This window comes from Paraburkholderia podalyriae, assembly GCF_014397785.1.
GTDB lineage: Bacteria > Pseudomonadota > Gammaproteobacteria > Burkholderiales > Burkholderiaceae > Paraburkholderia > Paraburkholderia podalyriae.
The window spans coordinates 103,555-122,526 of record NZ_VZQQ01000022.1; the positions used below are offsets into that span (position 1 = coordinate 103,555).

Below are 18,972 nucleotides of genomic sequence, written 5' to 3' on the forward strand. Positions count from 1 at the left end.
CCTCTGTCGTGCTTAGAAATAACCCTGCTTTTTGCGCTGCTCCATCGCCGCTTCCGACACCTGATCGTCCATCCGCGTCGCGCCGCGTTCCGTGATTTCAGTGACGGCCGTTTCGGCGATGATTTTCTCGATGTCGTCCGCGTCGCTTTCGACCGGGCACGTGCAGCTGATGTCGCCGACCGTGCGGAAGCGCACGAGCGTCTGTTCGCTCGTCTCGCCTTCGCGCATCGGCGTGAGCGGCGTGACCGGCACGAGCAGGCCGTTGCGGCGCACGATCTCGCGCTGGTGCGCGTAGTAGATCGACGGCAGTTCGAGCTGTTCACGCGCGATGTACTGCCACACGTCTAGCTCAGTCCAGTTCGAGATCGGGAATACGCGCATGTGTTCGCCCTTGTGCAGACGAGCGTTGTAGAGGCTCCACAGTTCCGGGCGCTGGGCCTTCGGGTCCCACTGGCCGAATTCGTCGCGGAACGAGAAGATACGCTCTTTCGCGCGGGCCTTTTCTTCGTCTCGGCGCGCGCCGCCGATCATCGCCGTGTAGCCGTATTGCTCGATCGTCTCGAGCAGCGTGACCGCTTGCGCGGCATTGCGCGAATCCGTTTCGCGACGCAGACGCACGGTGCCGCGCTTGATCGAATCTTCAACGTGGCCGACCACCAGTTCCGCGCCGATCTGTTGCGCGCGACGATCGCGGAAGTCGATCACTTCGTCGTAATTGTGGCCCGTGTCGATATGCACGAGCGGGAACGGTAGCTGCGTCTTGCGGTTCGCACCGAGGCCGAACGCCTTCAGTGCGAGCGCGAGCACCACGACGGAATCCTTGCCGCCCGAAAACAGCAGCGCCGGCTTGCTGCATTCGGCGACCAGTTCGCGCAGGATGTGAATCGACTCGGCCTCGAGCCAATCGAGGTGATCCATCCGGTTGACCGTGTTGGCAAGCGGAGCGTTGACAGTGGAATCGAGCGTGGTGCTCATAGCGGGTCCTTCGTTGGTTCGCCCGGCAAGCGCTTCTCGCACGGGCGAAAGTATTCAGATCGGTTTCGGCGGTAGTGCGCCGCAAGCTCGGTACGCGGCGCTCAGGCCGACGCGTTTTCGTTGCGCTCGACCGCAATCGGAGTAATCGCCGTGATATGCAAGCCGCATTCCTTCGTATCGCGCGACTCCCACCACCAGCGCCCCGCCCGGCTGTCTTCGCCTGGGCGGATCGCGCGCGTACAAGGCTCGCAGCCGATACTCGGATAACCGCGCGCATGCAGCGGATTGACCGGCACATCGAACGCTTTAAGATAATCCCAGACTTCGGCTTCGGTCCAGTCCGCGAGCGGATTGAACTTGGCGATGTTGCGCGCGCCGTCGTGCTCTTCCTCGTGCAGCTCGGTACGCGTGACCGACTGCTCGCGACGCTGCCCGGTCACCCAGGCGCTGACGTCGGCGAGCGCGCGATTGAGCGGTTCGACCTTGCGGATCTCGCAGCAGCGCTTGCGCAGCTCGACGCTTTCATAGAATGCGTTCAGGCCGTGCTCGCTCACATATTGCTCGACCGCGGCCGCCTGCGGATGGAACTGCTCGATGTCGTAGCCGTAGCGCTCTTTCACGCGATCCAGCATGCCCAGCGTTTCCGCATGCAGACGCCCCGTGTTCAGCGAGAAGACGCCGATCTGCACGCCGCGCGACAGGATCGCGTGCGTGAGCAGCATGTCTTCGGCCGCGAGGCTGCTCGCGAGCTTGACGTTCGCGTGACGCGCAGCGATCGAGTCGAGCAGCGCGTCGAGACGCTCGACCTTCGCTGCGAACTCCGGGCTCAACGATTGGGCGGCGCTCATGCCGGCACCTTGGCGGCGCCAGTCTGCGTCGCACGGCGGCGGAATAGCGGCGACGTGTCCACGGCGCCCTGGTACTGCACGCTGAAGTCGTCGAACGCTTTCAACGCGTCGTTGATGTCCTTGTCGGCGCGCAGTGCATACGCGTCGAAGCCGCAGCGGAACATGAAGGTGATCTGGTCGCGCAGCACGTCGCCGATCGCGCGCAGTTCGCCGGTGTAGCCATAGCGCTCGCGCAGCAAACGGCCGATGCTGTAGCCGCGGCCGTCGCGGAACACCGGGAAGTCCACGGCGATCAGCGCGAGCTTGTCGAAGTCGCTGACGATGTCCGCCGGTTCGTTATCCGGCGCGAGCCACACGCCGATGTCGGCGGCTTGACGCGCGGCGACGAGCGCGTCGCGCTCGGCCTGCCACAGCGCCAGCGGCACGATCACCTTGCCGGCCGGCAGTTCGCTCACCGCGGGCAAAGCGCCATCTTCCGCGGGACGCACGACGCTCCAGTCGTCGTTGACGATCGCGCGGTTCTTGATGATAGAAGCCATCTGTTCAGTATCCTTTTCGCGGTTACGCGTGAGCCGGTTGACGCGCGGCGTACACGCGCTCCTTGAACGGCGCGATGCCGATGCGGGTGTACGTATCGATGAAACGTTCGCCTTCGTGGCGGTTTTCCACGAACGTATCGATCACCTTCGTCATCACGTCGGGCATTTCCTCGGCCGAGAACGACGGGCCGATCACACGGCCAAGGTGAGCGCCGGTCGCTCCCGTGCCCTGCTCGCCGCCGAGCGTCACCTGGTACCACTCGGAGCCGTCCTTGTCGACGCCCAGAATGCCGATGTTGCCGACGTGATGGTGACCGCACGCGTTGATGCAGCCCGAGATGTTCAGCGACACGTCGCCGAGGTCGTACACGTAGTCGAGGTCGTTGAAGCGTTCCTGGATCGCGAGCGCGATCGGAATCGACTTCGCATTCGCGAGCGAGCAGAAGTCACCGCCCGGGCACGAGATGATGTCGGTCAACAGGCCGATGTTCGGCGTCGCGAAACCCTGCGCCTTGGCCTTTTCCCACAGCGCGAACAGGTCGCGCTTCTTGACGTCGGCGAGGATCAGGTTCTGTTCGTGCGACACGCGAACCTTGCCGAACGAGTACTCGTCGGCCCAGTCGGCGACCGCTTCCATCTGCACATCGGTCGCGTCGCCCGGCGCGACCGTGGTCGGCTTCAGCGACAGCGTGACCGACGCGTAGCCCGCCACCTTGTGCGGACGCACGTTACGCTCGACCCAGCGCGCGAACGCACGGTTTTCGAGCAGATGTTTTTCGAACGACGTGTCGGTGTCCGGCAGTTTGTCGTAAGCGGGCGGCGCGAAGTATTGCGTCACGCGATCGACTTCGGCCTGCGTGAGCGTCGACGGGCCGTCCTTCAGGTGCTGCCACTCTTCTTCGACCTGCGCGGCGAACTTCTCCGGCGACAGCGCCTTCACCAGAATCTTGATACGCGCCTTGTACATGTTGTCGCGGCGGCCGTAGCGGTTGTACACACGCAACACGGCTTCGCTATAGGTCAGCAGGTGCTGCCACGGCAGATCGCGGCGGATCACCGCGCCGACGATCGGCGTGCGGCCCAGACCGCCACCCGCGAGGATGTCGGCCACCAGTTCGCCCTGTTCGTTCCTGCGCAGATACACGCCCATGTCGTGGATCTGCACAGCCGCGCGGTCTTCCTTCGAACCCGACACGGCGATCTTGAACTTGCGCGGCAGCCACGCGAATTCGGGGTGGAACGTCGACCATTGACGCAGGATTTCGGCCCACGGACGCGGATCGACCACTTCGTCGGGCGCAACGCCGGCGAATTGATCCGCGGTGATGTTGCGAATGCAGTTGCCCGAGGTCTGAATGCCGTGCATCTGCACCGACGCGAGCTTGCGCAGAATCTCCGGCGTTTCTTCGAGCTTGATCCAGTTGTACTGGATGTTCGAACGCGTCGAGAAATGGCCGTAGCCGCGGTCGTGTTCACGCGCGATCTGCGCGAGCACGCGCATCTGGTCGCTGCGCAAGTTGCCGTACGGAATCGCGATGCGGTGCATGTACGCGTGGCGCTGATAGTACAGGCCGTTCTGCAGACGCAGCGGACGGAATTCCTCTTCGCTCAATTCGCCCGACAAGCGGCGGCGAACCTGATCGGCGTACTGCGCGACCCGTTCATCGACGATGGTCTGGTCGTACTGATCGTATTGGTACATTCGGGGACCCCAATTTTTCGAAACTTGCTTGACACACGGCGGTCCGGTACCGCCGCGGCTTGAATATCCGTGTTTGTCAGCTGTCGCAAGCAAGCGTTTAGACCCATAGCTCATTTGCTTATAACAAATACAGATATCCATATTGAAAAAGATGGACAGATCGTAATAAACTCGCCTTATATTTCAAACGACTAAAAAATTCTTTTTATATGCGGCGAGGTTATATATGAATCTGCACCAATTCCGCTTCGTTCGCGAGGCTGTGCGGCAGAACTTCAACCTCACCGAAGCCGCCAAGGCGCTGTATACGAGCCAGCCGGGCGTCTCGAAGGCGATCATCGAGCTGGAGGACGAACTCGGCGTCGAAATCTTCACCCGCCACGGCAAGCGCGTGCGCTCACTCACGGAGCCGGGCCGCATCATATTGGAGTCGGTCGAAAAAATCCTGCAGGAAGTGGAAAGCCTGAAGCGGGTCGGCAAGGACTTCGCGGCGCAGGATCAGGGCAACCTGACGATCGCCGCGACCCACACGCAGGCGCGCTACTCGCTGCCCGCGGCGATCGCCGAGTTCAAGAAGCGCTTTCCGAAGGTCCACCTTTCAATTCTGCAAGGCAGCCCGACCCAGGTCGCCGAAATGGTGCTGCACGACCAGGCCGACCTCGCGATCGCAACCGAGGCGATCTCGAACTACAAGGATCTGGTGTCGCTGCCCTGCTTCCAGTGGCACCACGTCGCGGTGATGCAGCCGGACCATCCGCTGCTCGAGCGCAAGCTGCTGTCAATCGACGACCTGACCCAGTACCCGCTGATCACCTACGACAACGCGTTCGCCGGCCGCACCAAGATCAACGAGGCGTTCCGCCTGCGCGGTCTGCATCCGGACATCGTGCTCGAGGCGATCGACGCCGACGTGATCAAGACTTATGTCGAGCTGGGTCTCGGCGTCGGCATCATGGCCGACATCGCGTTCAACGCCGAGCGCGACCGCCAATTGCGCGCGATGCCGGTCGGCCATCTGTTCGGCAGCAACGTGACGCGCGTCGCACTGAAACAGGGGGCGTATCTGCGCAGCTACGTGTACACGCTCGTCGAGCTGCTGTCGCCGAGCCTGAACCGCAAGCTGATCGAGCAGGCGCTGAAGGGCGAACACGAAACCTACGAACTTTGAACCGCTTCCATACCGCTCTCTCGCTACGGAGACCTTCCGATGAAGTTGCATAACAATAAAGTACGCAACACCCTGCGCGGCCTCGCGGCCGCGGCGCTGCTCGTCGCCAGCGCGGCGCACGCCGACCTGAAAGTCGGCGTCGATCTGTCGAATACGGGGCCGGCCGCCGTCATCGGCATCACGAGCAAGAACGCGATGCTGATGTGGCCGCAGACGATCGCCGGCCAGAAAGCCGACTACATCTTCCTCGACGACGCGTCCGACCCCGGCAACGCGGTGCGCAACATCCGCAAGCTGATCAACGAAGACCACGTCGACGTGATCGTCGGCCCGAACATCACGCCCGCCGCGATGGCCGCGCTCGATCCGGTCGCCGGGAGCCAGACGCCGATGATCACGCTGATCGGCTCGGCAAGCGTCGTCGAGCCGCAGGAAGGCAAAAAAATCTGGGCCTACAAGATGGCGCAGACCGATCGCGCGATGGCCGATGTGATGACGCGCTACATGTCGAACCACAACGTGAAGACGGTCGGCTTCATCGGCTTCGCGGATGGCTATGGCGAAAGCTGGCTCAACGAGTTCAGCAAGTTCGCGGCGCTGCGCCATATCCAGCTCGTCGCCACCGAGCGCTACAACCGCACCGACGCCAGCGTGACCGGCCAGATCCTGAAGCTGATGGCCGCCAGACCCGACGCGATCCTGATCGCCGGCGCGGGCACGCCGACGGTGCTGCCGCAGCGCACGCTGATCGAGCGCGGCTACAAGGGGCCGATCTATCAGACGCACGGCATTGCGACGCCGGAGTTCATCAGGCTCGGCGGCAAAGACGTGGAAGGCACGCTGTTCCCGACGCAGCCGGTCGTCGTCGCGCGCACGCTGCCCGCCGATCATCCGTCGAAGAAGGCGGCGCTCGCATTCGTCGACGCGTACGAGGCGAAGTACGGTCCCGGCAGCGTCACGCAGTTCGCGGGCGACGCGGCCGGCGTATACCCGCGCCTGCAGGACGCCGTCGCGCGCGCGTTGAAGATCGCCCAGCCGGGCACGCCGGCGTTTCGCGTCGCGTTGCGCGACGAACTCGAGCACGCGCATGAACTGGTGGTGCCGAACGGCGTCGTCAATACGAGCCCGAAAGATCACGTCGGTCTCGATCAGCGGGCGAGCGTGATGGGCACCATCAAGAATGGCAAGTTTGTCTATCTGAGCCAGTAATCTTGCATCGGAGCCTCGCGACCCGTCAAAATCTTTGCCGTCACCCGACTCAGGTATGCTGGGCGCTTTGTAATCGCTTCCGTTCAAGGGGAGATCATGCGGCGCGTTGTATTCAATCAGAAAGGTGGCGTCGGCAAATCGACCATCGTCTGCAACCTGGCGGCCATCAGCGCGAGCGAAGGATTGCGCACGCTGGTGATCGACCTCGACGCCCAGGCGAATTCGACCCAGTACCTGCTCGGCGCGCAGGCGAGCGAGGTCAACCCCACCGTCGCCGGCTTCTTCGAAACAGCGCTCGGCTTCAGCTTCAGGCCTGTGGAAGCCACCTCGTTCGTCCATCCGACGCGCTTCGAGAATCTCGACGTGATGCCCGCCCATCCCGACCTCGACACGCTGCACGGCAAGCTCGAATCGCGCTACAAGATCTATAAGCTGCGCGACGCGCTGAACGAGCTCGACATGTACGACGCGATTTACATCGACACGCCGCCCGCTCTGAACTTCTACACGCGCTCGGCGCTGATCGCCGTCGAGCGTTGCCTGATTCCGTTCGACTGCGACGACTTTTCGCGTCGCGCGCTCTATACGCTGCTCGAAAACGTCAAGGAGATCCAGCAGGATCACAACGCCGCGCTGGAGGTGGAAGGCATCGTCATCAACCAGTTCCAGCCTCGCGCGAGCCTGCCGCAGAAGCTCGTCGACGAACTGATCGGCGAAGGGTTGCCGGTGCTGGGGTCGCGCTTGTCATCGTCGGTGAAGATCCGTGAATCGCATCAGCTGGCGACACCCGTCATTCATCTCGATCCGGGGCATAAGCTGGCGCAGGAGTATCGGGCGTTGCATCGGGAGTTGAACTGCTAAAGTAGCGCTCTACCCAATCAGCACCCGCGGCCCCATCATGCGCACTACCCGAGCCATTCACGCCGTCGAGCGCCTGAAAACGCGTACCGGCAACCCGCGCTTCGCCGCGATCAGTCTGTCCGGCGGCCTGTTCTATCTGGTCGACAAATCGGGCGGGGTCGACAAGAAAGTGTCCGACCCGCTGACACTCGACGACTTCGTCAAGTTCGTCGATGCCTATGGCCCGCAGAAACCGCGCAAGGCCAGCAAGTTCGATATCGCATTCGAAGCGCAGATCAAGAAAAGCAAGGGCGGTTGACGCTTCGGCAGCTTCGCCGGCCTTGCGCTTCAGTTCAACGCTTCACGCCCTTGCGATCTCCACCCACCGTCCATCCGCCGCACTGCTTTTCAGCACCGCCTCGATAAACCGCAAACCGTCGACGCCATCATCGACCGTCGTCAACAACAGGCTTTCCGGCGGCAGCGCGCGACCTTCGTTCAGCGCATCGATCTGCAATGCCGCATCCTTGTACAACTGCGCGAACGCTTCCAGATAGCCTTCCGGATGCCCGGCCGGCACGCGCGTCGCATGCGCGGCAACCGGACTTTTCACACGAGCGCGTGTCAAGCGCTCGGCAGCACCGCCCAACGGCGTGAACCACAACGCGTTCGGCTCCTCCTGATCGAACGCGAGTCCCGCCTTCGTGCCATACACGCGCAAGCGCAGCGCGTTTTCCGCGCCGCTCGCCACCTGGCTCGCCCACAACATGCCGCGCGCGCCGTTCGCATAACGCAGCATCGCCTGCACGTGATCGTCGATACGACGTCCCGGCACGAACGTGTGCAACTCCGCGCACAGCGCCCGCGGCGTCATTCCCGTCACGAAAGCGGCCAGCTGATACGCGTGCGTGCCGATATCGCCGAGGCACCCGGCCGGACCAGCCAGCGCCGGATCGGTACGCCAGCCCGCCTGCTTGTTCGCGCCGCCGGTTTCGACCGGCTCGGCGAGCCAGTCCTGCGCATACTCGACCTGCACGACGCGTATCTCGCCCAGCTCGCCATGTTCGACCAGCTCGCGCGCATGCCGCACCAGCGGGTAGCCCGAATAGGTATGCGTCAACGCAAACAGCCGCTTTTTTGACTGCGCAAGCTTCGCGAGCGCTTCGCCTTCAGCGAGCGAAACCGCGAGCGGCTTGTCGCAGATCACGTGGATCTGCGCTTCGAGAAACGCCGTCGCGACCGGCGCATGCAGATGGTTTGGCGTGACGATCGCGACCGCGTCGATGCCGTCGTCGCGCGCGGCCTCGGCGCGCGCCATCTCGCGCCAGTCCGCGTAGCTGCGCGCGACGCCCGCTTCGAGCGCGCTCGCCCGCGCGCGCTCGGGATCGGACGACAACGCGCCCGCCACCAGTTCGAAACGATCGTCGAGCCGCGCCGCGATCCGATGCACCGCGCCGATGAACGCGCCCTGCCCGCCGCCGACCATGCCCAGCCTGAGCCTTCTTCGCTGCATCGCTTGCGCTCCCCTCTTTTGCGTCGTCCGTTGCACCGACAGGTACCGCCCATCGGTCAGATGCCCAGCACGCTCTTTAGCTGCGCGGTATCGACACCGCTGCCGGCGAAGTCATCGAATGCATGCTCGGCCACGCGGATGATGTGCCGGCGGATGAACTCGGCGCCTTCGCGCGCGCCGTCGTGCGGATGCTTCAACGCGCATTCCCATTCGAGCACGGCCCAGCCCGGAAAATCGAACTGCGCCATCTTCGAGAAGATCGCGCCGAAGTCGATCTGCCCATCGCCGAGCGAGCGAAAGCGCCCCGCGCGCTCGACCCAGCCGCTATAGCCGCCGTACACGCCCTGCTTGCCGGTCGGACGAAACTCCGCGTCCTTCACATGAAACGCCTTGATGCGCTCGTGATAGATGTCGATGAACGCGAGATAGTCGAGCTGTTGCAGCACGAAGTGGCTCGGGTCGTACAGGATGTTCGCGCGCGGATGCTGTTTGACCGCTGCGAGAAAACGCTCGAACGTCACGCCGTCGTGCAGGTCTTCGCCCGGATGCAGTTCGTAGCAGACGTCGACGCCGGCCGCGTCGAACGCATCGAGAATCGGCGTCCAGCGGCGCGCGAGCTCTTCGAACGCGGCTTCGACGAGACCGGCCGGCCGCTGCGGCCACGGGTACAGATACGGCCACGCGAGCGCGCCCGAAAACGACACGTGCGTGCTCAAGCCCAAACGACGCGACGCCTGCGCCGCGAGCTTCATCTGCGCGATCGCCCATTCGGTGCGCGCCGCCGGATTGCCGCGCACCTGCGGCGCGGCGAAGCCGTCGAACAGCGTGTCGTAAGCCGGATGCACGGCGACCAGTTGCCCTTGCAGATGGGTCGATAGTTCGGTGATCGCGACGCCCGATTTGTCGACGGTCTCGCGCAGTTCGTCGCAATACGCGTCGCTCGCGGCCGCCTTGTCGAGATCGATCAGGCGCGGGTCGCACGGCACCTGGATGCCCTTGAAGCCGAGACCCGCGGCCCAATCCGCGAGATGCGCGAGGTTGTCGAACGGCACGTCGTCGCCCATGAACTGCGCGAGAAAAATCGCCGGCCCTTTGATGGTTTTCATCGTACGGTTCCTCGAACTTTGCGCGCGGGCCGCGCCCGCGCGTGCTAGACGATGCTCGGCGCGCCGCTCAGAACGGCGAGTCGGGGAAATAGAACTGCTGGGCGTTTTCCTTCGTGATCAGCACCGACGGAATGATCGTGGTGGCCGGCAGCTTGTCGCCCTTCAGCCGCGCTTCGGCCGTCAGCTTGATCGCGTCGTAGATGAATTTCGGCGAGTACGACACGTCGGCCTTGATCATCGGCGCGCCGTCCATCACGTTCTTCACCATGCCCTTCGAGCCCGCGCCGCCGAACACGATCTTGATGTCGTTGCGCTTCGCCTGATCGATCGCCTTCAACACGCCGACCGCCATGTCGTCGTCGGCGGCCCACACGGCGTCGATGTGCTTGAAGCGCGTCAGGTAGTCCTGCATCACCTTGAACGCGTCGTCGCGATTCCAGTTCGCGTACTTCGCGTCGAGGATCTTGATGTCCGGATAGTTTTTCATCACGCCGGTGAAGGCGGTCCAGCGCTCGTTGTCGAGCGTGGTCGGAATGCCGCGCAGCGCGACGACGTTGCCCTTGCCATCAAGTGCCTTCGCCAGGTACTCGGCCGGAATCTTGCCGAACGCGGTGTTGTCGCCGGCCACGTAGGCGTCCTGCGCGCTCGTGTTCGTCAGGCCGCGATCGACCACCGTCACGTAGACGCCTTTCTTCTTCACCTGCTCGACCGGCTGTGTCAGCGTCGCCGATTCGTACGGGAAGATCACGAGCGCGTTGATCTTGTTGACCGTCACGAGATCCTGCAACTGGTTCGCCTGCTCGGGCGCGTTGGCGGCCGTTTTCACGATCACTTTCAGATCGGGATGCGCCTTCTCGAGATCCGCCTTCGCCTTGTTCGCCCACCAGACGATGCCGCCGGTGAAGCCGTGATCGGCCGTCGGAATCGCGACGCCCAGCGTGACCTTGTCGTCGGCGTGCGCCGCGCCGCTCGTGCCCAGTATCCCCAACGCCAGCACGCCGGCGCCGATCGCTCGAATGACTTGCTTCATGGTGTGTGTCTCCAATCATGAGGCGTTCGCTCGCCCCGATTTTTCGGACCTGCCGTTGGTTTACCGCGCCTGCTTTACTGTGCCTGCTTTGCTGCGATTTGTTCACCGCGCTTTTTTCACTGCGCTCGCGCCGCCTGGAAGCGCGCGGCTAGCGCCGCCCACGCTGCACGAACGCGACGAAAATAATCACCACGCCCTGCACCGCCGCGTTCAGATACACGCTGATGATGCTGGTCAGGTTCAGGATGTTCGCGATCACCGACAGCAGGATCGCGCCGATCACGGTGCCGATCACGCGTCCCTCGCCGCCCTTCAGCGCGGTGCCGCCGACCACCACCGACGCGATCGCTTCGAGCTCCCACAACAGTCCCGTGGTCGGCGTGGCGGAGCCGAGGCGCGGCACGTAGAGCATCGTGGCCACGCCCACGCAAATCCCGAGCAGCACATACGTGACGATCTTCACCGTATCGACGCGAATCGCCGCATACCGCGCGACCTGTTCGTTCGAGCCGATCGCCTGCACGTGCCGGCCGAACGCGGTGCGATTGAGGATCAGCGCGCCGCCCGCCGCGACCACGAGAAACACCCAGATCGGCACCGGCACGCCGAACAGGCTCGCGTAATAGACGGGACCGTAGAGATCGGATAGCGAATCATTGAGCGTCAGCGCGCCGCCATCGGCGAGCCATGTCAGCACCGCGCGAAAAATCCCGAGCGTGCCGAGCGTGACGATGAACGGCTCGATGCGCCCTTTAGTGATCAGCAGCCCATGCGCGCAGCCGAACAGCGCACCGAGCACGAGCGCCGCGACGATGCCGATCGTCACGACCACGAGCGGCGGCAACGCATGACCGGCCGCACCAGCCGCGAACCCGTTCATCAGCCAGATCATGGTGCCCGCGATCAACGCGGCCATCGAGCCGACCGACAGATCGATGCCGCCCGAGATGATCACGAAGGTCATGCCGACCGCGATGATGCCGATGAACGACGTGCGCGTGAGCACGTTCATCAGGTTGCCGAGCGTCGCGAAGTCGCGATTGAGCAGCGTGCCGACGATGCACAGCACGACCAGCCCGGCAAGCGGCCCGAGCGTGTAGAGCCGCTGCGCGACGCGCAGCGCGCGACGTGACTGCACGGCTTCAGTGGGTGCCGGTCGCATGAGCGATCAACTCCTCTTCGGTCAGATGCTCGAGCGTCAGCGTCGCTTGCAGGCGTCCCGCGCGCATTACGGCGACGCGATGGCATAAGCCGATCAGCTCGATCAGTTCGGATGAGATGACGATCACCGCGCGGCCCTGCGCGGCAAGACGATGAATCAGGAAGTAGATGTCGCGTTTCGCGCCGACGTCGACGCCGCGCGTCGGCTCGTCGAGCACGATCACGTTCGGGTCGGGCTGCAGGAACTTCGCGAGGGCGAGCTTCTGCTGGTTGCCTCCCGACAGCATGCGCGCGCGGCTCGACAGTTCGCCGGTGCGAATGCCGAATTCGCGGACGGCCTTCTGCAAAGTCGCGCGTCCCGCTTTGATGTCGAGCAGCGGATGCGCGTAGCGTTCGAGCGTCATCAGCGTGACGTTGTCCTGCAGGCTCAGGTCGATGTGCAGGCCTTTGCCCTTGCGGTCCTCGCTCAGATACGTGAGACCGTGGCGCATCGCGTCGCGCGGACTCTTCAGATCGACTGGCCGGCCCGCGATTTCAATGCTGCCGCCGGTGCGTTTGCGCAAGCCGATGATCGCCTCGAACGCCTCAGTGCGCCCCGCGCCGACGAGCCCCGCGAAGCCGAGCACTTCGCCCGTGCGCACCTCGAAGCTCAGACCCTCGACCCAGTCGGGCACCGTGAGGCCACTCACGCGCAACGCGATCGGCGTGTCGGCGGGCACCGTCTGCTTGTCGGGGAACATGTCGGACACGTCGCGCCCGACCATCAGGTTCGCCATCTGCTGACGCGCGAGCCCCGCGGTTTCGCCGCGCGCGACGAAGCGGCCGTCGCGCATCACGATCACTTCGTCCGTGATGCGCTCGACTTCATCGAGCTTGTGCGAGATGTAGACGATCGTCACGCCGTCGGCCTTGAGCTTCAGCATGAGCGCGAACAGCCGTTCGGTTTCGGCGGGCGTCAGCGTCGCGGTCGGCTCGTCCATGATCAACAGACGCGCGCGGCGCGACAGCGCCTTCGCGATCTCGACCATCTGCTTCTCCGCGACGATCAGTTCGCGCACCTTCGTGTCCGGCGCACGCTCGAGCCCGACCTGCGCGAGATAGCGCGCGGCGTCGCCGCGCATCGCGACATCGTCGACGAGCCAGCCGCGGCGCTTCTCGTGACCGAGGTACATGTTCTGCGCGATCGTCAGATGCTCGGCGAGGTTGAACTCCTGGTGGATCAGCACGATGCCCTGCGCCTCGGCGTCGCGCGAACCGGCGAAGCGCTGCGCGTGGCCTTCGACCAGCACGCTGCCCGATGTTGCGGTTTCGTAACCGGCGAGGATTTTCATCAGCGTCGACTTGCCCGCGCCGTTCTCGCCGAGCAGACCGTAGATGCGGCCGGGCGCCAGCTCGAAGCTCACGCCGTGCAGCACGCGCACCGGGCCGAAGTCCTTGCGGATGTCGTCGAAGCGGATCGCGAGGCTCATGGCTCACGCACTCCCACGGATCACCAGACGATGCGGCAGCAGCACGCCCGGCACGTTGGCCTGCGGATTCGCGAGGCGTTGCAGCAGCAGACGCGCGGCGGTCTCGCCGAGCTCGCGCATCGGCTGCGCGATAGTCGTGAGCGGCGGATCGATCTGCGCGGCGAGCGAGATGTCGTCGAAGCCGGCCACGGCGACGTCGTCGGGCACGCGCTTGCCGACCCCGCGCAAGCCGTGGATCACGCCGATCGCGAGCGTGTCCGACACCGCGAAGATCGCGCTCGGTGCATCGGACTGCCGCATCAACCCAGCTGCGGCCGAAGCACCCGCTTCGTAATCGAGGCTGTTCAGATTCATGCGCCAGCGCGGATCGGGCGCGATGCCCGCGTCGCTCAATGCGTCGAGGTAACCCTGCTGACGCTGGCGCGCATACAGATAGTCGACGTCGGAATTGATGAGACCAATGCGCCGGTGGCCCCGCGCGAGCAGATGGCGCACGGCGTCGCCCGCCGCGCGGTAGTTGTCGATGCCGACGTACGGTACGCCCATCTGCGGATCGAACTCGCAGCAAGCGACCCACGGCAGCGCCTGCGACGCCTCGCCGAGCGCCTGCTGGATCGTCGCCGGATCGAGGCAGATCGCGCCGTCCGCGCGGCGGCGCCGCAGCATGTCGAAGTAGCTGCGCTCGCGCCCCGGGTCCGCGCCGGTGTCGCATAGCAGCATGAAATAGCCGTGCTGACGCGCGACGCTATCGATGCCGCGCACGATCTCCGCGTAAAACGGATTGCCGAAGTCCGGCACCATCGTCAACAGCAGGCGGCTTTCGGCGGTGCGCAGATTGCGCGCGAGTTCGTTCACGCGATAGCCGCTTGCGTCGATCGCGGCAAGCACCCTGTCGCGCGTGGCGGGCCGCACATTCTGATGGCCGTTCAGCACGCGCGACACCGTCGCGACCGACACGCCCGCCTGTTCGGCGACGCCGGCAATCGACGGCCCCTCGGCCGCGCGCGGCGGCGGCGTCTGCGACTGGGGTTGAGGTTGACTGCCCGCGCCGGACAACACGGCCGGCGACGATCGGGACGGCGTTCGGGACACACGGCCTCGCAACGGGAATGTAATCGATTACATTTTTTGGCGATGGCGATGCGAATCGCAAGGACGGATCGCTAGGGATTAACACGGGGGCCGCCCGGCCTCGCGCTTGCCCGCGAGCGTCCGGGGCGTGTGCGCCATTTGGTACAATCCCGCCGTTCCCCTGACGCGGCTTGCAAGCGAACGCCTTGCTCCGAAGCCGCGGCCATGGCAATCCGCCGGGGCCGGGTCAGGACAAACGTCAGCGGCAGCCGCCGCCCGCTCGCCAAACCAAAACCGCCGAATCCACCATGAACATCGAGCAAGCGCGTTTCAACATGATCGAACAGCAGATCCGCCCCTGGGAAGTGCTCGACCAGGACGTGCTGAATCTGCTGTCGATCGTCAAACGTGAGAATTTCGTCCCCGCCGCTTACCGCAACCTCGCTTTCGCCGACTTCGAAGTGCCGTTGCCGGCCGGCCAGCACATGCTGGCGCCGCGCGTCGAGGCCCGCGTGCTGCAGGAACTGGCGGTGAAGAAGCACGAAAGCGTGCTCGAAATCGGCGCGGGCTCGGGTTACATGGCGGCGCTGCTCGCGCATCGCGCGCAACATGTGCTGACGGTCGACATCCAACCGGAACTGGCCGAACTCGCGAAGACCAACCTGATCGCCAACGGCGTGCTGAACGTCGAAGTCGCGACCGGTGACGCCGCGCGCGGCTGGAGCGGCGCGGCGCCGTACGACGTGATCTGCGGGTCGGGCGGTTTGCCGGTGCTGCCGCAGGAAATTCTCGAACAGCTGAAGGTCGGCGGCCGTCTCGCGGCGTTCGTCGGCAGCGCGCCGGTGATGAAGGCGCAAATCATCACGCGCATCGACGAGAAGCAATACCGCATCTCCGACGTATTCGAAATCTACGTCGAGCCGCTCGCCAATGCAGTGCAGCCGCCGCGGTTCCGGTTCTAAGCTGCGCTTCGAGGTGTATTGTTGATCCGGACGGGCCTAGTGAGCCGCCGTCCTCTGAACTGGATGTCCTGCTGATGCAAAATCTGACCGCTCCCGCACTCGCCGAATGGCTCGCCGATACCTCGCGCCCCGCACCCGTGCTGCTCGACGTGCGCGAGCCGTGGGAACTGCAAACGGCGTCGATGGCCAGCGTCGTGTCGATTCCGATGCGCGAGATTCCCGCGCGCAGTGAAGAGCTCGATGACGACGCGCAGATCGTCTGCATCTGCCATCACGGCGCGCGTAGTGCGCAGGTCGCGATGTTCCTCGAATCGCGCGGACACGCCAGCGTGTTCAATCTGCAAGGCGGCATCGACGCGTGGTCGCGTCAGGTCGATCCGTCCGTTCCGACTTACTGAAATTCACCGCGAAGGCAGCACGTTGAAGCGGCGCAAGGGCTGACGGTCCTTGCGCCGCTTTTCATTGGCGCTACGCCAGAAATGGTGACGAACACCCCGCAAGACCGGCGGCTTGCGGGGTGTTCGCTTTTTTCGGCGTGATCATTCAGCCCATCATTAAGCAGGGACTTACGGTTCTTCGCGTACGTCTCTGCTGCGCGACGACTGTTGCGCGCGCTGGCGAAAGCGGCGGAAATTTTGGGCAGTCGCCCATATACGGACAACCTGTCGCACGGTGATCATCTGGTCGCTGCCGATCCGGGCAGCGACTTCAAATGGATCGTCGGCACGCCTATGTCCTTGTCCGTATTCGAGATGCACTCCGTGGAGATGTTTTGCCATAGGCCTCCGGGTGCTTGTTATGTCATCTGCGACGAGTGGCACTACAAGGCGTGCCTGCGCAAGGCAGCCGACCTCGAGAAGGCCAAAGCAGAAACGCGGGAATTTCTCGGTATTGCCGGACTGAACCGTCGCAAGTGGGGGGAGGACCGGGGGCTGGTCGAGCGCATCATCAAGCATCGCTGGCTGTGGTTTCATAACGTGCGGGACCGGAACCCCGAGACAGATGGCTGGTGGGTTATCAGTGCGCTTCTCGACGAGGTGCGTAGGGGCACGCTGCTTGCGATTAAAGGGCGTCGTGCTGACCTGTTTCCGCAGTCACACGGCACGCCGCTGGGGAATCTCGCGGCGCGGGCAGTCTATCTCACGAACGGCGGACCCATGCCGGTCGGCCGGTACGATCCGGCCACACGGCAAACGGGGTTGTTCGCCGCGCAAGCAGCCATGTCTGGCGGCAGCAGTGACGGCGGTCTGTTCGGTGTGGCTGTCGCCTTGGTCGGGACGTCGGCGGGCGACGCCTCAACGCTACTTGGTAACGCGCAGCCGTTCGAGTACCGGTCGGGTATGCCTGACGGGGACTCATTCGACATTGGCAAAACGCCAAACTATGGCGAACCTGGTACGTGGCACACCAATCCAGGCAGCGGTCAAATGCGGCTATTCGGAGATGATGGAAAACCTGTTGTAGACCTAGATTTCGACCATTTTCATAATGGCATGAAACCGCACGCACATAACTGGAATGGCGGCGCGAGAGACGGTGGGGACTTGGTTGTACCCTTCAGTCCATGGAACCCCTGATGGATGGATGATCCAAAATGAAAATTATCGAAAAGTATGAATCGTTTCACGACTGGTACCTGCTCGGCATAGCAGCAGACATGGACAAACAGGTCGTCGAACTTCGCCTGATGTTCGACAACAAGAAGGACCGCGTACGGCTGTCGTTTAGCGGGGCCACCCGATGTTGGGTCAATGACTTTCTGATACAGAACATTATCTACTCGATCAAGGTACTGACCGATTTCAATTCGGACGGGCACCGGAAGGCGCTAGCCTCGCTGGACAACACCTACCCTTGGGAAAAAGGGAAGCCGTTGAGAAAAATTGCGGTTGTTGAGGCCACATTAGGCGCTGAATTGCTTATAGAGTTTGATTCCCTTCATGTAGAAACCGAACCATCGGTTTAGGATCCTTGGAAAACGGAAACCCGACCCCCACAAGTCGGCATTTTTGTGCCATTTCTCTCAGCTATCTGTTCGTGCCGGGACGTGCCAATCGTCGAAACATGAACAGGCCCGACATATCTGTTCTGCCCAACGGACCGCGGGTGACGGACGATCCAAGAAATGGAACGATAGCCATGCCACATCCACTGTATGACCTGCTCGACAAGCTTGACGATGCCAAAATTCACTATGCCTTAAGCCGCCAACGACCGGGTAGCGTGCTTCTTTCCATAACCGTCGTCGGCCAGCGCGTCGAAATTGATGTATTCGGCGATGGGCATATGGAAGTGTCGCGTTTTATTGGGCACGAAGATATCGAAGGCGGCGCCGAATTGATCGACTCAATCATTGCTCCTGGCTAAGCTCGCGCGTCCGTCGCAAGCCTACAAAAGCGTCTCTGATTGACGTTTCATGGTGTCCAGAACCGGAACCCCGACACCGATGGCCGGTGGATCATCAGTGCGTCAGTTGGGTGAGTGAGACCAGACAGTTTGAGAGGAATTTTGACGATTAGAGGGTGTTAGGCACTTTTGTTAAGGGCTGCAAAGTGGACAAGCATAAGCACGGAGAATACGACGAAGTGCAAACCAGCTAGGGTCTCGGGCAATCGTTCGTAGTCTCTGGCCAGTCGGCGGAAGCGATTGAGCCAGCCGAAGCTGCGCTCGACCACCCAGCGGCGCGGCAACAGCACAAAGCCCTTTTTCGCCTCCGACAGCTTGATCACCTGAAGCTCGATTCCTTCGTCGAGGGCTGCCTGCGCAGGCTCTTCGCCGGTATATCCCTGATCGGCGAACGCCACCTTGACCGTCTGGCCTGTGGCCTGCTGAACCTGACGCGCCAGTTCTCCGACCTGCGCGCGTTCCTGTTCGTTGGCCGGCGTGACATGCACAGCAAGCAACTGCCCCAGAGTGTCAACCGCCATGTGGACCTTGCTGCCGCGTTTGCGTTTGTAGCCGTCGTATCCGGCGCGAGGCCCACTCTCGCAGGTCGACTGCAGGGTCCGCCCATCGAGAATGACTGCGCTGGGTTGACCACGGCGCTGCTGCGCGACCCGGATGATCGAACGCAGGTCATTTACCATGGCCTCGAAACAGCCGGCCTGAATCCAGCGTTGCGTTTGCTGGTACACCAGTTCCCACGGTGGAAAATCATTGGGCAACAAGCGCCAAGGTGCACCCGCGCGTACGATCCAGCGCAACGCGTTGAACATCTCGCGCAGTTCGTAGCGCCGCTGCGGTGCGTCCTTGGAGCTAAGCTCGATTCTGGTGTACGGGGAGTTGAGGCGGGAGATTGAAGGCGGTGGAGGTTTTAGCTGAGAATCTGATTGTCGAAGTCGGAACCCAGCAAACAACAAACCATCCACCATGAATAAGT

Annotated in this window: 20 protein-coding genes; 9 read left to right on the forward strand and 11 right to left on the reverse strand. The window is 63.3% G+C overall.

The genetic code is table 11. The annotated features are described in order from the left end of the window. Positions 1-12: 12 nt before the first annotated feature. The 4 genes from cysD to F6X42_RS24445 form a co-directional block, all read right to left on the reverse strand. Positions 13-975 (reverse strand): sulfate adenylyltransferase subunit CysD, encoded by a 963-nt coding sequence (cysD, locus tag F6X42_RS24430; protein WP_187636654.1) that lies wholly within the window; start codon positions 973-975, stop codon positions 13-15. 101 nt (positions 976-1,076) lie between these two features. After that, positions 1,077-1,823, reverse strand: coding sequence for a phosphoadenylyl-sulfate reductase (locus tag F6X42_RS24435; RefSeq protein ID WP_187636655.1), 747 nt, complete (start codon positions 1,821-1,823; stop codon positions 1,077-1,079). Further along, the gene (locus F6X42_RS24440) at positions 1,820-2,362 is read right to left on the reverse strand and encodes a DUF934 domain-containing protein (RefSeq protein ID WP_187636656.1); all 543 of its coding nucleotides are present in this window, start codon (positions 2,360-2,362) and stop codon (positions 1,820-1,822) included. Before F6X42_RS24440 ends, F6X42_RS24435 begins: the two co-directional genes overlap by 4 nt. A 22-nt stretch (positions 2,363-2,384) precedes the next feature. Continuing rightward, entirely contained in the window at positions 2,385-4,064 is a 1,680-nt protein-coding gene (locus F6X42_RS24445; protein WP_187636657.1) for a nitrite/sulfite reductase, read from the reverse strand. Between the two features lie 226 nt (positions 4,065-4,290). Here F6X42_RS24445 and F6X42_RS24450 point away from each other — a divergent pair, with 226 nt between their 5' ends. From F6X42_RS24450 to F6X42_RS24465, 4 genes are all read left to right on the forward strand, one after another. Next, positions 4,291-5,232, forward strand: coding sequence for a CysB family HTH-type transcriptional regulator (locus F6X42_RS24450; RefSeq protein ID WP_187636658.1), 942 nt, complete (start codon positions 4,291-4,293; stop codon positions 5,230-5,232). Positions 5,233-5,271: 39 nt separating this feature from the next. Beyond that, positions 5,272-6,441 (forward strand): ABC transporter substrate-binding protein, encoded by a 1,170-nt coding sequence (locus tag F6X42_RS24455; RefSeq protein ID WP_187636659.1) that lies wholly within the window; start codon positions 5,272-5,274, stop codon positions 6,439-6,441. A 96-nt stretch (positions 6,442-6,537) separates the two neighbouring features. After that, a complete protein-coding gene (locus F6X42_RS24460) occupies positions 6,538-7,302 on the forward strand; it encodes a ParA family protein (protein WP_187636660.1) in 765 nt (254 codons plus the stop codon). A 37-nt stretch (positions 7,303-7,339) separates the two neighbouring features. Then, a complete protein-coding gene (locus F6X42_RS24465) occupies positions 7,340-7,600 on the forward strand; it encodes a hypothetical protein (protein ID WP_027196949.1) in 261 nt (86 codons plus the stop codon). Positions 7,601-7,642: 42 nt separating this feature from the next. Here F6X42_RS24465 and F6X42_RS24470 read toward each other — a convergent pair whose 3' ends face one another. The 6 genes from F6X42_RS24470 to F6X42_RS24495 all read right to left on the reverse strand — a co-directional run bounded on the left by F6X42_RS24470 (position 7,643) and on the right by F6X42_RS24495 (position 14,652). Then, a complete protein-coding gene (locus F6X42_RS24470; protein WP_187636661.1) occupies positions 7,643-8,794 on the reverse strand; it encodes a Gfo/Idh/MocA family protein in 1,152 nt (383 codons plus the stop codon). A 56-nt stretch (positions 8,795-8,850) separates the two neighbouring features. Then, the gene (locus F6X42_RS24475; RefSeq protein ID WP_187636662.1) at positions 8,851-9,900 is read right to left on the reverse strand and encodes a sugar phosphate isomerase/epimerase family protein; all 1,050 of its coding nucleotides are present in this window, start codon (positions 9,898-9,900) and stop codon (positions 8,851-8,853) included. A 67-nt stretch (positions 9,901-9,967) separates the two neighbouring features. After that, the gene (locus tag F6X42_RS24480; RefSeq protein WP_187636663.1) at positions 9,968-10,930 is read right to left on the reverse strand and encodes a substrate-binding domain-containing protein; all 963 of its coding nucleotides are present in this window, start codon (positions 10,928-10,930) and stop codon (positions 9,968-9,970) included. 148 nt (positions 10,931-11,078) lie between these two features. Then, positions 11,079-12,092, reverse strand: coding sequence for an ABC transporter permease (locus F6X42_RS24485; protein WP_187636664.1), 1,014 nt, complete (start codon positions 12,090-12,092; stop codon positions 11,079-11,081). Further along, on the reverse strand, positions 12,073-13,560 hold the full coding sequence (locus tag F6X42_RS24490) for a sugar ABC transporter ATP-binding protein (protein ID WP_187636665.1): 1,488 nt from the start codon (positions 13,558-13,560) through the stop codon (positions 12,073-12,075). The genes F6X42_RS24485 and F6X42_RS24490 overlap by 20 nt, the downstream gene beginning before the upstream one ends. A 3-nt stretch (positions 13,561-13,563) precedes the next feature. After that, the gene (locus tag F6X42_RS24495) at positions 13,564-14,652 is read right to left on the reverse strand and encodes a LacI family DNA-binding transcriptional regulator (RefSeq protein ID WP_187636666.1); all 1,089 of its coding nucleotides are present in this window, start codon (positions 14,650-14,652) and stop codon (positions 13,564-13,566) included. A gap of 287 nt (positions 14,653-14,939) precedes the next feature. On the opposite strand from F6X42_RS24495, the gene F6X42_RS24500 reads away from it, so the two are divergent. From F6X42_RS24500 to F6X42_RS24520, 5 genes are all read left to right on the forward strand, one after another. Beyond that, entirely contained in the window at positions 14,940-15,593 is a 654-nt protein-coding gene (locus F6X42_RS24500; protein ID WP_187636667.1) for a protein-L-isoaspartate O-methyltransferase family protein, read from the forward strand. A gap of 74 nt (positions 15,594-15,667) precedes the next feature. After that, entirely contained in the window at positions 15,668-15,991 is a 324-nt protein-coding gene (locus tag F6X42_RS24505) for a rhodanese-like domain-containing protein (protein ID WP_187636668.1), read from the forward strand. A gap of 207 nt (positions 15,992-16,198) precedes the next feature. Beyond that, positions 16,199-17,170, forward strand: coding sequence for a hypothetical protein (locus F6X42_RS24510; protein WP_187636669.1), 972 nt, complete (start codon positions 16,199-16,201; stop codon positions 17,168-17,170). Between the two features lie 17 nt (positions 17,171-17,187). After that, a complete protein-coding gene (locus tag F6X42_RS24515) occupies positions 17,188-17,559 on the forward strand; it encodes a hypothetical protein (RefSeq protein ID WP_187636670.1) in 372 nt (123 codons plus the stop codon). Positions 17,560-17,732: 173 nt separating this feature from the next. Further along, positions 17,733-17,960, forward strand: coding sequence for a hypothetical protein (locus tag F6X42_RS24520; protein WP_187636671.1), 228 nt, complete (start codon positions 17,733-17,735; stop codon positions 17,958-17,960). Between the two features lie 158 nt (positions 17,961-18,118). Here the strand turns inward: F6X42_RS24520 and F6X42_RS24525 are convergent, their stop codons facing one another. Beyond that, the gene (locus F6X42_RS24525) at positions 18,119-18,964 is read right to left on the reverse strand and encodes an IS5 family transposase (protein ID WP_246530206.1); all 846 of its coding nucleotides are present in this window, start codon (positions 18,962-18,964) and stop codon (positions 18,119-18,121) included. Positions 18,965-18,972 lie beyond the last annotated feature (8 nt).

Excerpts from the sequence above, each read along its gene's own strand:
- cysD (WP_187636654.1), bottom strand. The coding sequence starts at position 975 with ATGAGCACCACGCTCGATTCCACTGTCAACGCTCCGCTTGCCAACACG.
- F6X42_RS24435 (WP_187636655.1), bottom strand. The coding sequence starts at position 1,823 with ATGAGCGCCGCCCAATCGTTGAGCCCGGAGTTCGCAGCGAAGGTCGAG.
- F6X42_RS24440 (WP_187636656.1), bottom strand. The coding sequence starts at position 2,362 with ATGGCTTCTATCATCAAGAACCGCGCGATCGTCAACGACGACTGGAGC.
- F6X42_RS24445 (WP_187636657.1), bottom strand. The coding sequence starts at position 4,064 with ATGTACCAATACGATCAGTACGACCAGACCATCGTCGATGAACGGGTC.
- F6X42_RS24450 (WP_187636658.1), top strand. The coding sequence starts at position 4,291 with ATGAATCTGCACCAATTCCGCTTCGTTCGCGAGGCTGTGCGGCAGAAC.
- F6X42_RS24455 (WP_187636659.1), top strand. The coding sequence starts at position 5,272 with ATGAAGTTGCATAACAATAAAGTACGCAACACCCTGCGCGGCCTCGCG.
- F6X42_RS24460 (WP_187636660.1), top strand. The coding sequence starts at position 6,538 with ATGCGGCGCGTTGTATTCAATCAGAAAGGTGGCGTCGGCAAATCGACC.
- F6X42_RS24465 (WP_027196949.1), top strand. The coding sequence starts at position 7,340 with ATGCGCACTACCCGAGCCATTCACGCCGTCGAGCGCCTGAAAACGCGT.
- F6X42_RS24470 (WP_187636661.1), bottom strand. The coding sequence starts at position 8,794 with ATGCAGCGAAGAAGGCTCAGGCTGGGCATGGTCGGCGGCGGGCAGGGC.
- F6X42_RS24475 (WP_187636662.1), bottom strand. The coding sequence starts at position 9,900 with ATGAAAACCATCAAAGGGCCGGCGATTTTTCTCGCGCAGTTCATGGGC.
- F6X42_RS24480 (WP_187636663.1), bottom strand. The coding sequence starts at position 10,930 with ATGAAGCAAGTCATTCGAGCGATCGGCGCCGGCGTGCTGGCGTTGGGG.
- F6X42_RS24485 (WP_187636664.1), bottom strand. The coding sequence starts at position 12,092 with ATGCGACCGGCACCCACTGAAGCCGTGCAGTCACGTCGCGCGCTGCGC.
- F6X42_RS24490 (WP_187636665.1), bottom strand. The coding sequence starts at position 13,560 with ATGAGCCTCGCGATCCGCTTCGACGACATCCGCAAGGACTTCGGCCCG.
- F6X42_RS24500 (WP_187636667.1), top strand. The coding sequence starts at position 14,940 with ATGAACATCGAGCAAGCGCGTTTCAACATGATCGAACAGCAGATCCGC.
- F6X42_RS24505 (WP_187636668.1), top strand. The coding sequence starts at position 15,668 with ATGCAAAATCTGACCGCTCCCGCACTCGCCGAATGGCTCGCCGATACC.
- F6X42_RS24515 (WP_187636670.1), top strand. The coding sequence starts at position 17,188 with ATGAAAATTATCGAAAAGTATGAATCGTTTCACGACTGGTACCTGCTC.
- F6X42_RS24520 (WP_187636671.1), top strand. The coding sequence starts at position 17,733 with ATGCCACATCCACTGTATGACCTGCTCGACAAGCTTGACGATGCCAAA.
- F6X42_RS24525 (WP_246530206.1), bottom strand. The coding sequence starts at position 18,964 with ATGGTGGATGGTTTGTTGTTTGCTGGGTTCCGACTTCGACAATCAGAT.